Here is a 14,604-nt window from a genome sequence, read left to right as displayed (position 1 = left end):
CGATAAAACGTCTAATAAACTTATTCAATAACAAACTCTTCAATCGCCTGCCGATTGCTCCACGACTTAGTGAGCTTTACTGCTTTATCCGCATCCAGCCACTGATAAGCCTGATGTTCAGTCAACAGGCATTCTCGCTCTTCCGGCAATGCCAGACAGAACCAGTACTCTTTATTGCGGGTGACTCCTGGAGCATAGCGATGGCGCAAATGGGTAAAAATCTCATAATAAAGAGAACGCCGGCAATCTATCAATTCAAGATTTTCACCTATAATATCAATACCGACTTCTTCTTGCACTTCACGCAATGCTGTCTCCCACGGCGTTTCATCTCCATCAAGGCTGCCAGTGACAGACTGCCAAAAATCAGGATCGTCCCGCCGCTGTAACATTAGCACCCGTCGGCTGGAAATCGCATAAATAACCACCAGCACAGACTCGGGGCGCTTATAAGCCATTATTCACTCTCTTTTTTAGCAACAACAGAGATTGATAACTCTTCAAGGGACGCCGGATTGGCATAACTTGGCGCTTCCGTCATTAAACAAGCGGCAGCGGTGGTTTTAGGGAATGCGATAACATCACGGATGTTATCCGTTCCTGTCAGCAGCATCACCAAACGATCAAGACCAAATGCCAAACCGGCATGGGGTGGCGTACCAAATTTCAGTGCATCCAGCAAGAAGCCAAATTTCTCCTGCTGTTCCTGCTCATTAATGCCCAAAATACGGAACACCGCCTGTTGCATTTCATTACGGTGAATACGCACTGAACCACCACCCACTTCGTAACCGTTAATCACCATATCGTAAGCATTGGCAATAGCCGAAACCGGATCTTGCGCCAACTCCGCCGCTGACATATTACACGGTGAAGTAAACGGATGGTGCATAGCGGTCAGGCCACCTTCCCCATCATCTTCGAACATGGGGAAGTCGATAACCCACAGTGGCCGCCAGCTATCCAATTTTGTCAGGTTCAGATCGCGCCCTAATTTCAGACGCAACGCTCCCAAAGCATCAGTGACCACTTTTACACTGCCAGCACCAAAGAACAAAATATCGCCATCCTGTGCATCGGTACGAGAAAGCAGACCTTCAATCACCTCGGCATTCAGGAACTTGGCTATCGGACTTTGAACCCCTTCCAGACCGGCAGCACGCGCATTGACTTTTATCCACGCCAGCCCTTTTGCGCCATAAATCCCAACGAATTTGCCATATTCATCAATCTGCTTACGGCTCAATTCAGCACCACCGGGTACCCGAATGACGGCTACGCGGCCTTTACTGTCATTCGCCGGCTCAGCAAAAACACTAAATTCCACATCTTTAACCAGATCAGCAACATCAACCAACTCCAACGGGTTACGCAGATCAGGTTTATCAGAACCGAAACGACGCATCACTTCAGCAAACGTCATCACCGGGAAATGCCCCAGATCAACACCGTCAATTTCAAACCACAATTCGCGGATCATTTTTTCCATCATTTCCCTTACCTGCTCAGCAGTCATAAAGGAAGTTTCCACGTCGATTTGAGTAAATTCTGGCTGGCGATCCGCACGCAAGTCTTCATCACGGAAGCATTTAACAATTTGATAATAACGGTCAAAACCGGACATCATCAGCAATTGCTTAAATAACTGCGGAGATTGAGGCAAGGCATAAAATTTGCCTTTATGAACACGACTTGGCACCAAATAATCACGGGCACCTTCGGGTGTTGCTTTCGTCAGCATCGGCGTTTCAATATCCAGGAAACCCTGATTATCCATGAAACGACGCACAAAACTGGTGATTTTAGCCCGTGTTTTCAGGCGATTTGCCATTTCAGGTCGACGCAGATCAATATAGCGATATTTCAGACGTTGCTCTTCACTGTTCGTCTGATTGCTATCCAAAGGCAGAGGTTCGGAACGGTTGATGATATTCAAACTTTCCGCAAAAACCTCTATTTCACCGGTAGCCATATCTTTATTGATTTGACTGTCAGGACGGGCGCGTACAGTACCGGTGATTTGAATACAGAATTCATTACGCAGTTCAGCAGCCTGAGAAAATGCGGCTTGCTGATCCGGGTCAAAAAATACCTGAACGATCCCTTCACGATCACGCATATCAATAAAAATCAAGCCACCCAGATCACGGCGGCGGTTTACCCAACCACAAAGAGTCACCTTCTGGCCTTCATGGGTCAGATTCAACTGCCCACAATAATCAGTACGCATACAATATCCTTTTACTCGGCTGTTGTGCTGTTGCTGCGGAAATTTTGGCATCGTTCTTGAACTTGAAAAGTGTCATGAAGTGTCAAAAAAGGTCGCCATTATAATGGAAATTCTGCTCAGAGATAAGGGCAGGTAATATCCCGATGCGATACCATTGCTTGATGTCTGATAATCAGGCAATTTATTTTCAATTCCCATCTATTTATAGCGACAGTTTTATTTTTGGGGTTTATCATAACTTAATTGGCCAATTTCGGTTAGGCAATGGAGTTAAAAATGGTTAGCTCGCTTTATGTTGTGTTGGGCGCACTATTATTGATTAAGCTGTCTTTTGATGTGGTTAAGTTAAGAACACAATATCGTGTCTCATATGGAGATGGTGGTTTTTACGAATTACAAACAGCGATCCGCATTCACGGTAATGCTGTGGAATATATCCCTATCTCTATGTTATTGCTGGTCATGATGGAGATGAACGGCTCAAATGTCTGGATGATACATGTCTGTGGTTTGATTCTGCTTACCGGCAGAGTCTTGCATTATTATGGCCTGTACCACCGTGAGTTCTACTGGCGGCGTTCAGGCATGGTAGCAACCTATCTTTCAATCGTATTAATGGTGATAACAAATATTTACTACTTGCCTTGGGAACAGATATTTTCTCTCTACTAACCTAATAGTACTGGCGCTGAAATAACAGGCAGCAAACTCGGCTGCCTGTTATTCTAACCCTAGCTGTTCACTATGTAAGGAAGACTTTCCGACGTTGACATGCAAAGCGAGCAAGTGTTGGTTTTTTTACCTCTCATTGGCGAGGGTATAAACCGCATCTCCGACCCGTTTACCACGTTTACCAATAGCAATTACCAGCAAGATAATCTTATTGTCATTCACTTCATAAACCAAGCGGTTGCCAGAAGACCGCAATTTAATTTTGTATCGGTTCGATCGCCCACTTAATCTTGCTGACGGCACATGAGGGTTTTCTAAGCGTTCAGCCAATTTTCTCTTTAGCTGCTCCTTAATTGGATGACCTAACTTCTTCCACTCTTTTAAGGCCCGCTTTTCAAATTGCAGACTATAGATCATCCAGGTTCACACTAACAAATTCAGCATTTTCTAAACGTTCATCTGCAATTTTGTTTAGTGCGGCATCCTCTGCTAGCTCCTGATAGTAGGCGAATAATTCAGGAGGCACACAATAAAATGCAGGTTCATTCCGATTCAGGATTGCGACCGCTTCACCTTCCCCCTGCAAATATGTCCCCATTGGGTTACGTTTCAAATCGGTAATACTTGCCGCTAAATTTGTTAAGATTTGATATGCCATACACCACCTCACTCTTTTACGTAAGCAAACAATAGGTCATTTAAAGGTGCTTTACAATGCATCTTTACTTTTATATCAAACCCAAAGATCCCCTAATGCTGACTAATGAAATCAAGGATTGATCGCGTCATGATATGATTTTTGTGCAACACTTAACCTCCTCAAATATTTCCATTATTCACTACTTTTAAGCACAGAGAAAATTGGTTCAAGGTCAAGCTTTACATCTGTTAGAATGCCACCTTCTATTTTTTCTAATAATTAATGCTGTTATGTCAAATCAAGATCCTCACCATCAAAGGGATAGCCTGTTTGCTACGCCTATTGCCAATCTGGGAGACTGGCGTTTCGATGAACGGGTAGCCGAAGTTTTCCCTGATATGATCCAACGCTCCGTGCCAGGTTATTCAAATATTGTTTCCATGATTGGTATGCTGGCCGGCCGTTTCGTGACATCAAACAGTCAAATTTATGATATGGGTTGTTCTCTGGGCGCATCAACCCTGGCAATGCGCCGCAATATTGTCGCTGAAAACTGCAAAATTATTGCCGTTGATAATTCCCCGGCAATGGTGGAACGCTGTCGTCGCCATATTGATGCTTTCCGGTCGCAAACACCGGTTGAAGTCATTGAAGCCGATATTCTTAATATCGATATTCAAAATGCTTCGATGGTCGTACTGAATTTCACCTTACAATTCCTCAACCCGCAAGATCGACAAGGTTTACTAAACCGGATTTACCAAGGATTACGCCCCGGTGGTGTTTTAGTTTTATCAGAGAAATTCAGCTTTGAAGATCAACAGATTGGTGAGTTACTGTTTAATATGCACCACGATTTTAAGCGTGCTAACGGATATAGCGAACTGGAAATCAGCCAGAAACGCAGCATGCTTGAAAATGTCATGTTGACTGATTCTGTAGAAACACACAAATCCCGTCTCCATCAATCCGGTTTTAACCATGTTGAAGTCTGGTTTCAGTGTTTCAACTTTGGTTCACTGCTGGCGATAAAAGGAGCCGATGAATGATCGATTTCGGTAATTTTTATCAACTTATTGCAAAAAATAACCTCCAGCATTGGCTTAATTGCCTTCCTGCTCAACTGCAAGAGTGGCAAAAAGCAGCCCTGCACGGTAATTTTAAATCATGGGTAAAAACCCTGGAAAACCTACCCGAAATTTCACCGACTCAATTAGACTTGAAAAATGGCGTGATCGCAGAACGCGATCCGCCCCTATCCGCAGGTGAAAAAATTTGCCTTACCAATATATTGCGAATATTCATGCCGTGGCGCAAAGGCCCATTCTCGCTTTATGGTATAAATATTGATACTGAATGGCGTTCAGATTGGAAGTGGGATCGAGTACTGCCCCATATTTCTCCATTAACCGGCCGGACAATTCTTGATGTTGGCTGTGGCAGTGGCTATCACCTGTGGCGGATGGTCGGTGAAGGGGCTGAACTTGCCGTTGGTATCGATCCAACTCAGCTCTTCCTCTGCCAATTTGAAGCTGTCAGAAAGTTACTTGGCAATGATCAACGCGCCCATCTTTTACCTCTGGGCATTGAACAATTACCGGCACTGGCCGCTTTCGATACAGTCTTTTCAATGGGAGTTCTCTATCACCGCCGCTCTCCTCTTGACCATCTCTGGCAATTGAAAAACCAGCTTATATCCGATGGTGAACTGATATTGGAAAGTCTGGTTGTTGAAGGAGATGAACATACCTGTTTAATCCCAGGTGAACGTTATGCTCAAATGCGCAACGTCTACTTCATTCCTTCGGCAAAAATGGTGAAAATCTGGCTAGAGAAGTGCGGTTTTGTCGATGTGAAAATTGTCGATCAGGCAGTCACAGCCACGGAAGAACAACGTCGTACAGATTGGATGAAAACTGAATCACTATCTGATTTCCTCGATCCTACAGATAGCAATAAAACCATTGAGGGTTATCCCGCCCCTCTACGGGCGATACTGATCGCCCGTAAGCCCTAATTTTTCGAACTGGCCCAACGTTGGGCCAGTTCATATACCCTATGGATTTCAAGATGGATCGCGACGGCAAGGGAACGAATCCCCGGGAGCATAGCGAACTATGTGACCGGGGTGAAGGAGTGCAGCCAACAAAGAGGCAACTTGAAAGATAACGGGTAAAACGAGTAAATAGATTTTATTCAAATAAAGTCAAACTCAGCATCCCTTTCATCACCTCTACCACACCACCATCAACACAATAATGTGAAAACTCATCCACCTCATTGTCCGCGCTCATCGTCACTCCCGCTTTACGATAGGTCATGGTAGAAAGCATAATCCGGCTTGCCGAACTGTGAACTTCCGTTAACCCGATATCGATAAATTTATGAATATTACTCATACGAACACCAGCACCTGCCATAATAATTGGCCCCTGACTGGCTTGATGCAGCTCTTTCAATAAGGGTAATCCTAATTCGGCATTCTGTTGCTGGCCGGAAGTCAATATTCGTTTAACACCAAGTTGAGTGAGTTGATCCAATGCCACATAAGGATTAAAACACATATCAAATGCACGGTGAAAAGTGACGGCCATATCGCCAGACAGTGCCATCAATTGTTGCATACGGGGCAAATCAATATGCCCTTCTTCATCTAATACACCAAAAACGACGCCCATAAATCCCATATCACGGATCTGAGCCACATCATTTTTCATCACCTCAAAATCTGAGTGACTGTAGCAAAAATCACCACCTCTTGGACGTACAATGGGATATACAGGAATAGTTAATTGCTCAATAGCCTGCTTCAATGTACCAAAACTTGGTGTTAATCCCCCTTCCGCCGGACTGGCGCAGAGCTCTATCCGGTCAGCACCCGCCTGTTGTGCGATTAATGCGCAACCTACGCTAAAACAACAAATTTCTAACTTTGTCATCAGAAGTTCCTTGGACACCCAGTTATTAACGAGCAATTAATGAATCTAAGCGATTCAGTAATTCAACCCACTAACTATGACATCTAATTATTGCCGATGATTTGTAGGAAATCACAAGGTCAGAACTTTTATCTGGATCACAAGGATGAAAAAGTTAATTTTGCTGACTGGTGCTCACTTTTAACAATTTCACGCAATGTAAATGGGTGAAACTTGACGGAGATCTCACCATCAGTGATAGCTAAGGTCGGATTAGGCAACCGCTCTTGTTCCCCTTTGGGTTGACTCTCTTTAACTATCCCCAACTTGGGTGTAATATTATACTCAAGTTGGGGACAGATGGATAAATGATGGAAGCTGTTTTTATTGAACTACCACCTTTTGAACGTTACCGTCATAACTACCTGAGTGATGAGGAGTTTCGAACCTTCCAAAATATGCTACTGAAAAATCCAACAACAGGAGATGTAATCCAACATACAGGCGGATTGCGTAAAGTACGTTTTACTGATTCCCGAAGGAAAAAGGGAAAACGAGGCGGTATTCGGATAATTTACTATTGGTGGGTATCTAAATCGCAATTCATGCTTTTCACTATCTATGATAAAGATGAAATGTCAGACTTAACTAAAGAGCAATGCGAATCCTTGCGTAAAATGTTAGAAATGAGAAAAAAAGGAGCATAAATGAAGCGTGATCTATTTGCAGAACTCAATGAAGGGATGAAAGCTTGGGAAGAGGCTAACGAAGGCAAACTCACATTGAAAACTCATAAGAGGAGGTTAAAAAATGATATCTTCATCAGTCCGGATGAGTTGAAATCTATCCGGAGTAAACTGAATATTTCTCAGGCTGTTTTTGCCCAGTACCTGCATACCGGTGAGACGACATACCAAAACTGGGAACAGGGACGGGCTAAACCGAATAAACAAGCTGTGTTACTGATTAAAATGGTGGAGCGCAACCCGCAGGCACTAGAATTTCTTGCCAGCCTCACATAACAATATCACTTTAATTCATGTAGCTGAGCATTCACTTTTAACAATTTCACGCAATGTAAATGGGTGAAACTTGACGGTGATCTCACCATCAGTGATAGCTAAGGTCGGATTAGGCAACCGCTCTTGTTCCCCTTTGGGTTGACTCTCTTTAACAGAAAAACCTGCCGGCAAAGGTTGCGGTAATAATGCTTTTGCGGCTGTTGATAAGATCTCAGGTGCCACCGGCAGCACCAGCTCCACATGTTCCCATCCCTGATGCAAGTAAGTTTTCTTGCCAGGATAGGGCAATTCTACACAATCAATTTGCCAATTAAGCACCGCAATTGGGTACTCTAAATCAAACAAGCAGATTGGACGTCCATTAATGATAGTTTCTGACATCAAACTGCCACATTGCAAAAAACCTTTACGCCAGCGCTCCGCTACAGAGATATCGTGACAACGTAAGGAGATATGATCGGCTTGATATTGCTCAACATTCAAATTAAGCCGTTGTTTGAACCGTACCAATTTTTGCTCAAATATTGCCAGTTCAGCCACTAAATCCTGTAATTCAACAATAGAAGAAAAATGTGTCATATTATCCCAGTTAAGATGCAATAGATTGGTCCCTTCCCTGGCCCCAAACAGCCCAAGAATTTTAAAGGGTTGCCGCCGTTTCAAACCTCAAATGATACTCTCGATTGGTAATAATTGAAATTCGATGGTACCAACACAATCACTCTTTCAATAATTCCATGAATTCTCATTACCCTATTTCACCCACAAAAAACTGCAATTAAGAGCCTATCTCAATAGGCGTAATTGTTGCAGACCATTCTTATCAATGAACAGTGAACACGGACAGCGCGGAAAAACCGGAGCGTACACGTAGTACGTGAGGATTTTGAGCACTGCCCAGGTTCGCTCTTTATGGCAAAGAAAGGCAAATAAAATAGCTCTATTGGGATAGGCAGTAAGCGAAAAAATCCGCTTGGGACAATGTTTGATACCTTGCAAGAAACACTATCTATCAATAAGTTACTATACCTGTTATCTTTCAAGTTGCCTCTTTGTTGGCTGCACTCTCTCACCCCGGTCACATCGTTATCTATGCTCCCGGGGATTCGCTCCCTTGCCGTCGCGATCCATCTTGAAATCCATTGGGTATATAACCATTTTATTTTACACAATTTCCGCACGTAATGGGAATTAAGGGTAATTAAGGGTAATTCTGGTTTTATAATATAATTAGATTAGGAAATTAAAAATAGGAATATTATTCTTTTATTCTAACGATTCAGGACAATTATTTAAAATAAAAAATAATCACAAAGTTTATCATTCAATATAAAATTAAGAATCTATAAAAAAAACAAAAATAAAAAGCAAAAATTACAATATTAAAATTAACCATCGATATAAAGATTATTGTAATTGATACAGATCACAAACACTAATTTTCTCATTGAAATCCAATCATAAAGAAAATAAATTACATTTTAGTCAAATATGTAAATATCTTTGACAAAACTATTTCTATAAAACGTAATTTCGGAGGTAATACTATGTCTGATTGGTCAGGAAGTGTTCCAGCTAACGCTGAAAATGGTAAATCCACAGGACTTATTCTCAAACAGGGAGATACAATCTCTGTTGTTGCTCATGGATGGGTGAAATATGGCCGTGATAATGTTGAATGGGCAGCACCTGATGGTCCTGTACCCAATAATCCACAACCGTCATCAATAGCCACTCTCGTCGCTAAGATCGCCAACAAGAAGTTTGCAATTGGCAACGGAGTACTTCATAAAACGGTTCCTGTAGATGGCGAATTAATACTTTTATTCAATGACGTACCGGGTACTTTTGGTGATAATTCAGGTGAATTTCAAGTCGAGGTCATAATAGAGTCTCGATACTCCCCTTTAAAATAAATAAAAACTGTGTGAATATATATTACCAATAAAGTAATAAACATTTTTATTGATATAATGCCAAGTGAAAAATCACACTATTTCACTTGGCAGATGTCATCCCACAATTCTCTGTCCTTATTATTCGGTTAATGCAGTTGCAATAAGATCTTATCTACCCAAAAACCACATACAATCAATTACATTAAAGCTGTATATAAAAACAGTATCATCCATGACATCAACTGAAAAGAAAGTTTTGCCTATCAACAAAACAGGCCACGCAATGCGCAGCCCTTAATAAATTACACTACCGAACTAAGTCATCAGCGTATTACTTTTCCCGGACACCTTCGATAGAAATCAATAAATCTGCTTCCTGTGATTTAGGTCCCAAATCTGCTTTGAAATTAAAGTCTTTCAGTTTGATTTTACCAGAAGCTTCAAAACCTGCGCGATAACCACCCCACGGGTCTTTACCTTCACCCATCAGCTCTGCATTCAGTATCACCGGCTTTGTCACACCGTTTAAAGTCAGATCACCCGTAACAACATATTTCTCGCCCTCTTTTTTCACTTCAGTTGACGTGAATTTTGCTTCAGGGTATTTCTCTGTATTAAAGTAATCTTTACTACGCAGGTGTTTATCACGTTCGGCGTGGTTAGTGTCCAAACTGGCTATTTTGATCGTCACATTAACTTTATTTTCCGCCGGATTTTGCTCATCAAATGTGAAAGAACCATCAAAATCTTTAAATGTCCCATATAGCCAGCTATACCCCAAATGCTGAATGCGAAATCCAATAAAGGCATGCTGGCCGGGTATATCAATTTTATAATTGGCAGCTAATGCAGAACTTGCATTTAGTAACAATGCACCCGCAGTCAGGCCAAGTAGCGTCTTCTTCAACATATTCTTCTCCATAATCGTCTTTTATATTATTCAGGACGGAAACCCAGTATCCGCTTTAAGGTTGCATCACGATCAATAAAATGGTGTTTTAATGCTGCAACAGCATGTAATAACGATAAAATTACCACTGCCCAAGCAAGGTAAAGATGAATCATTCCAGCAGTATCCGCCTGTTCACCCTGACCGATTAATGTAGCTGGCACAATAAACCAGTCAAAAACAGAAATTGGCTGACCATCAGCGGTCGAAATTAAATAACCACTAATCAAAATGCCAAACAGTAAGATATACAACAAAATATGCATTAAAACCGCGCTGACTCTAATCAGGCGACTATAACTGGCTAATGGCTTGGGTGGTGGAGAAACAAAACGCCAGATAACACGCACAGCCATCATGATAAACAGCAACATCCCGATACTTTTATGAATTTCAGGTGCTTTATGATACCACGTATCGTAATACCCTAATGTCACCATCCACAGTCCTAGCGCAAACATGCCATATACGATCAATGCAACCAGCCAATGTAAAAGGACAGATAAGTGACCAAACTGGTTGGAAGTATTCTTCCAAAGCATAACAGTTCCTTTTTTAGGTAAATGTAGACTAGCCATTTTTTGAACTAATTCAATTATGAATGATATTAATCTCTTTTTTATTAAAAATCCCAACAAATAATTTGCAAAAGATTTTCAATTTTAATCAATAAAACTCATTTAAGGTAAAAAAAACATTAAGTAACAATAAGATAAAAATAAATCACATTAATAATAATGTCGAAAAAATATATAATATATATTTTTTTATTATATTTGACTTTAAATTTCAACTACCGTAAAAATCAATTATCTTATTTTCTATTATTTCTTTATAATTTTCCGCCTATAAGAATCGTAACCTGATGCACTCGTATCTGGCGAGTCTAACACAAGCCTGGAACAATAAAAGGGTATATACCCGTCATCTTTCAAGTTGCCTCTTTGTTGGCTACACTCGCTCACCCCGGTCACATAGTTTGCTATGCTCTCGGGGATTCACTCCCTTGCCGTCGCGATCCATCTTGAAATCCATAGGGTATAAAACATGAGGAACATCACTGTTTACGGCAGCAAATCTTACAGCATTAATCATACAATAGTGGTAAAAATAACATCAATAAATTATCAAAAATGAGGTTTTTTATGTCAAATAGCATTTTACAAGCACTCACGGTGTTGAAGTCAAAAAAATGGGTCGATTTGACGCATAGCTTCGATAAAGATTCTCCACATTTTTTTATGCTTGATTCAGCAGAATTTAAAACACTGTTTGATTATAAGGATGGCTTTTTTACTCAGCAATTTTCTTTTCCCGGCCAATATGGGACTCACATTGATGCTCCCTGCCACTTTGTTCCTGATACCCGTTATGTCGATGAATTGGAATTAAAAGAATTAGTTTTACCTCTAATCGTACTTGATCAATCAGAAAGAGCAAAACAGGACCCTAATTTTTCACTTTCTAAAGAAGATATTCTTAAATTTGAAGAAGAATATGGAATTATTGAGGCAGGTACTTTCGTTGCGCTCAGAACGGATTGGAGTAAACGCTGGTCATCTCAGAAAGCAATGGATAATAAAGATGATTCTGGCAATAACCAAACACCCGGTTGGGGGATAGATGCCCTCAAGTTTTTATTTGAAGAACGCCATATTAAAGCCATTGGGCATGAAACATTTGATACCGACGCCGCTAAAGATTTTAGAAAGAATAATGCCTTGTTAGGCGAAGATTATGTCTTAAAGCAAGATACTTATCAGATAGAACTTTTAGCTAATTTGGACCAAGTACCTGTACGTGGCGCCGTTATTTTCAACATTGTAGCCAAACCTAAAAAAGCCTCTGGTTTTCCTGTTCGTGCGTTTGCCATACTCCCATAACTGCGCCCCTCCCTTATGCCGTATATTCATTACGGCATTATATACCCGTTATCTTTCAAGCTGCCTCTTTGTTGGCCGCACTCGCTCACCCCGGTCACATAGTTACCTATGCTCCCGGGGATTCTCTCCCTTGCCGTCGCGATCCATCTTGAAATCCATAGGGTATAGTTACCATCATGATTTTGCGGGAAGACGCGTTTTTTATCTTCGCCACTTGGCACAAAGCAACAGTAAAGTGGTATGTCATGTGTTGAATATGGTATAAAACCCGCCGTTTTTTCTTATGAACCATTTTGCAAAGGATATTGTTTGCTACAATATACCTATTTCTTGTTCGTCATTTAAGGTAACCAGGTGAATATTCAGGCGATTCTTTCAGAAAAAGTCAGCCAAGCGCTGATTGCAGCAGGTGCTCCAGCCGACAGCGAAGCTCACATCCGCCAATCCGCGAAAGCGCAATTTGGCGACTATCAGGCCAATGGTGTTATGGCCGCCGCGAAAAAAGTGGGTATGCCTCCCCGACAACTGGCAGAAAAAGTTGTTAACCTGCTAAATCTGCAAGGTATCGCCAGTAAAGTTGAAATCGCTGGTCCCGGCTTTATCAATATCTTCCTTGATAAAGCATGGATTGCAGCCAATATCGAAACTGCACTGAAAGATGAAAAACTAGGCGTTACGCCAGCCAAACCACAAACTATTGTTGTCGATTATTCCGCCCCCAATGTCGCGAAACAGATGCACGTTGGTCATTTGCGCTCCACGATTATTGGTGATGCCGCCGTCCGTACATTGGAATTCCTCGGTCATAAGGTTATCCGCGCTAACCATGTGGGTGACTGGGGAACCCAGTTCGGTATGCTAATTGCCTATTTGGAAAAAGTGCAAAATGAAAATGCCAGCGATATGGCATTGTCCGATCTGGAAGCGTTCTATCGCGAAGCGAAAAAGCATTACGATGAAGATGAAGAGTTTGCCATCCGCGCCCGTGGCTATGTGGTGAAACTGCAAGGCGGTGATGAATATTGCCGCACCATGTGGCGCAAGCTAGTGGATATCACGATGGCCCAAAATCAGCAAACCTATGATCGTCTGAATGTCACGCTGACTAAAGATTCTGTCATGGGTGAAAGTCTGTACAACGATCTGCTGCCCAGTATTGTCGCGGATCTGAAACAGCAAGGGCTGGCAGTAGAAAGCGATGGTGCAACCGTAGTTTACCTTGATGAATATAAAAACAAAGAAGGTGAACCGATGGGCGTTATTATCCAAAAACAGGATGGAGGTTATCTTTACACCACAACCGATATCGCCTGTGCAAAATACCGTTATGAAACCCTGCACGCGGACCGCATTCTTTACTACATCGATTCCCGTCAACATCAACATTTGATGCAAGCCTGGACCATCGTTCGTAAAGCGGGTTATGTACCAGAATCCGTGTCACTGGAACACCATATGTTCGGCATGATGTTGGGCAAAGATAGCAAACCATTTAAAACTCGCGCCGGCGGTACTGTCAGATTGACCGATCTATTGGATGAAGCTATTGAACGTGCCAACACCCTTATCCGTGAAAAGAACCCGGATATGCCAGAAGATGAATTGAAAAAAGTGGTTTCTGCTGTCGGTATCGGTGCCGTGAAATACGCTGATCTCTCCAAGAGCCGTACCACAGATTACATCTTCGATTGGGATAATATGCTCGCTTTTGAAGGCAATACCGCACCTTATATGCAATATGCTTACACCCGTGTTGCCTCCATCTTTAAACGTGCCGAAATCGATGAAAGCAGTCTGACCCTACCGGTTATCCTAAATGAAGATCGTGAACAAACATTGGCCACCCGTTTATTACAATTTGAAGAGACCATCACCACCGTCGCCCGTGAAGGTACGCCACATGTGATGTGTGCTTACCTGTACGATTTGGCTGGTCTATTCTCCTGTTTCTATGAACACTGCCAAATTCTTAATGCGGAAAGTGAAGAGTTGCGTCAAAGCCGCCTAAAGCTGGCGCTCCTGACTGCTAAGACATTGAAGCAAGGTCTGAATACATTGGGTATTGAGACGGTAGAACGGATGTAACAGGATAATCGTTGTTTTTCTGAAAAATTGGCGTGATTGGGAATATCTATTATTGCCTTATCACGCCTGTCACAATAGGCACCGCCACGCTTCATCATCCCCAACGCGACCGCCACTCGCTGAGCGAATCCCGGTTGTTGCAATTAATGTCCATATATACCCGTCATCTTTCAAGTTGCCTCCTTGTTGGCTACACCCACTCACCCCGTCACATCGTTATCTATGCTCCCGGGGATTCGCTCCCTTGCCGTCGCGATGCTTCTTGAAATCTATAAGGTATAGACTTATTAGCTGATATCCCGGTAAC

General features: G+C 42.1%; 16 protein-coding genes and 1 pseudogene. 8 read left to right on the top strand and 9 right to left on the bottom strand.

The features are described from left to right. Positions 1–20 precede the first annotated feature (20 nt). Together nudB and aspS are read right to left on the bottom strand one after the other, a co-directional pair. A complete protein-coding gene (gene nudB, locus PluTT01m_RS10935) occupies positions 21–458 on the bottom strand; it encodes a dihydroneopterin triphosphate diphosphatase (protein ID WP_011146362.1) in 438 nt (145 codons plus the stop codon). Further along, positions 458–2,230 (bottom strand): aspartate--tRNA ligase, encoded by a 1,773-nt coding sequence (gene aspS / locus PluTT01m_RS10930; RefSeq protein WP_011146361.1) that lies wholly within the window; start codon positions 2,228–2,230, stop codon positions 458–460. Before aspS ends, nudB begins: the two co-directional genes overlap by 1 nt. Before the next feature lie 276 nt (positions 2,231–2,506). Here aspS and PluTT01m_RS10925 point away from each other — a divergent pair, with 276 nt between their 5' ends. Beyond that, positions 2,507–2,902 carry an MAPEG family protein gene (locus PluTT01m_RS10925; protein WP_011146360.1) on the top strand — a complete coding sequence of 132 codons (396 nt, stop codon included), beginning with the start codon at positions 2,507–2,509 and terminating at the stop codon, positions 2,900–2,902. Positions 2,903–3,028: 126 nt separating this feature from the next. Here the strand turns inward: PluTT01m_RS10925 and PluTT01m_RS10920 are convergent, their stop codons facing one another. Further along, positions 3,029–3,319 carry a type II toxin-antitoxin system RelE family toxin gene (locus tag PluTT01m_RS10920; RefSeq protein WP_011146359.1) on the bottom strand — a complete coding sequence of 97 codons (291 nt, stop codon included), beginning with the start codon at positions 3,317–3,319 and terminating at the stop codon, positions 3,029–3,031. Continuing rightward, entirely contained in the window at positions 3,309–3,560 is a 252-nt protein-coding gene (locus tag PluTT01m_RS10915; protein ID WP_011146358.1) for a type II toxin-antitoxin system Phd/YefM family antitoxin, read from the bottom strand. The genes PluTT01m_RS10920 and PluTT01m_RS10915 overlap by 11 nt, the downstream gene beginning before the upstream one ends. Before the next feature lie 272 nt (positions 3,561–3,832). On the opposite strand from PluTT01m_RS10915, the gene cmoA reads away from it, so the two are divergent. Together cmoA and cmoB are read left to right on the top strand one after the other, a co-directional pair. Further along, positions 3,833–4,591 (top strand): carboxy-S-adenosyl-L-methionine synthase CmoA, encoded by a 759-nt coding sequence (cmoA, locus tag PluTT01m_RS10910; protein WP_011146357.1) that lies wholly within the window; start codon positions 3,833–3,835, stop codon positions 4,589–4,591. Then, entirely contained in the window at positions 4,588–5,559 is a 972-nt protein-coding gene (cmoB, locus tag PluTT01m_RS10905) for a tRNA 5-methoxyuridine(34)/uridine 5-oxyacetic acid(34) synthase CmoB (RefSeq protein WP_011146356.1), read from the top strand. Before cmoA ends, cmoB begins: the two co-directional genes overlap by 4 nt. Before the next feature lie 175 nt (positions 5,560–5,734). Here cmoB and cutC read toward each other — a convergent pair whose 3' ends face one another. Continuing rightward, positions 5,735–6,481, bottom strand: coding sequence for a copper homeostasis protein CutC (cutC, locus tag PluTT01m_RS10900; protein WP_011146355.1), 747 nt, complete (start codon positions 6,479–6,481; stop codon positions 5,735–5,737). 137 nt (positions 6,482–6,618) lie between these two features. Beyond that, a pseudogene (locus PluTT01m_RS10895) lies at positions 6,619–6,777 on the bottom strand (VOC family protein); the annotation flags it as partial. A gap of 54 nt (positions 6,778–6,831) precedes the next feature. On the opposite strand from PluTT01m_RS10895, the gene PluTT01m_RS10890 reads away from it, so the two are divergent. Together PluTT01m_RS10890 and PluTT01m_RS10885 are read left to right on the top strand one after the other, a co-directional pair. Next, on the top strand, positions 6,832–7,167 hold the full coding sequence (locus PluTT01m_RS10890) for a hypothetical protein (protein WP_011146354.1): 336 nt from the start codon (positions 6,832–6,834) through the stop codon (positions 7,165–7,167). Further along, complete coding sequence (locus PluTT01m_RS10885; RefSeq protein WP_011146353.1) at positions 7,168–7,482, top strand: helix-turn-helix domain-containing protein; 315 nt, start codon at positions 7,168–7,170, stop codon at positions 7,480–7,482. A gap of 15 nt (positions 7,483–7,497) precedes the next feature. Here the strand turns inward: PluTT01m_RS10885 and PluTT01m_RS10880 are convergent, their stop codons facing one another. Then, complete coding sequence (locus PluTT01m_RS10880) at positions 7,498–8,061, bottom strand: VOC family protein (protein WP_011146352.1); 564 nt, start codon at positions 8,059–8,061, stop codon at positions 7,498–7,500. A gap of 968 nt (positions 8,062–9,029) precedes the next feature. Between PluTT01m_RS10880 and PluTT01m_RS10875 the strand changes: the two genes are divergently transcribed. Then, positions 9,030–9,398: a LecA/PA-IL family lectin gene (locus tag PluTT01m_RS10875; protein ID WP_011146351.1), complete on the top strand. Its 369-nt coding sequence runs from the start codon at positions 9,030–9,032 to the stop codon at positions 9,396–9,398. A gap of 313 nt (positions 9,399–9,711) precedes the next feature. Here PluTT01m_RS10875 and PluTT01m_RS10870 read toward each other — a convergent pair whose 3' ends face one another. Next, positions 9,712–10,290 (bottom strand): YceI family protein, encoded by a 579-nt coding sequence (locus PluTT01m_RS10870; protein WP_011146350.1) that lies wholly within the window; start codon positions 10,288–10,290, stop codon positions 9,712–9,714. Positions 10,291–10,316: 26 nt separating this feature from the next. Then, the gene (locus tag PluTT01m_RS10865; RefSeq protein ID WP_011146349.1) at positions 10,317–10,871 is read right to left on the bottom strand and encodes a cytochrome b; all 555 of its coding nucleotides are present in this window, start codon (positions 10,869–10,871) and stop codon (positions 10,317–10,319) included. A 603-nt stretch (positions 10,872–11,474) separates the two neighbouring features. Between PluTT01m_RS10865 and PluTT01m_RS10860 the strand changes: the two genes are divergently transcribed. Both PluTT01m_RS10860 and argS read left to right on the top strand, forming a co-directional pair. Continuing rightward, positions 11,475–12,212, top strand: a complete 738-nt coding sequence (locus PluTT01m_RS10860; RefSeq protein ID WP_011146348.1) for a cyclase family protein — start codon at positions 11,475–11,477, stop codon at positions 12,210–12,212. Positions 12,213–12,566: 354 nt separating this feature from the next. Beyond that, a complete protein-coding gene (gene argS / locus PluTT01m_RS10855; RefSeq protein ID WP_011146347.1) occupies positions 12,567–14,297 on the top strand; it encodes an arginine--tRNA ligase in 1,731 nt (576 codons plus the stop codon). The last annotated feature ends 307 nt before the right edge of the window (positions 14,298–14,604 follow it).

The sequence above is a fragment of the Photorhabdus laumondii subsp. laumondii genome, assembly GCF_003343245.1.
GTDB classification, from domain to species: Bacteria; Pseudomonadota; Gammaproteobacteria; order Enterobacterales; family Enterobacteriaceae; genus Photorhabdus; species Photorhabdus laumondii.
Note: the sequence above shows the minus strand (reverse complement) of the source record. Positions and strands in the feature narration are given on the sequence as shown.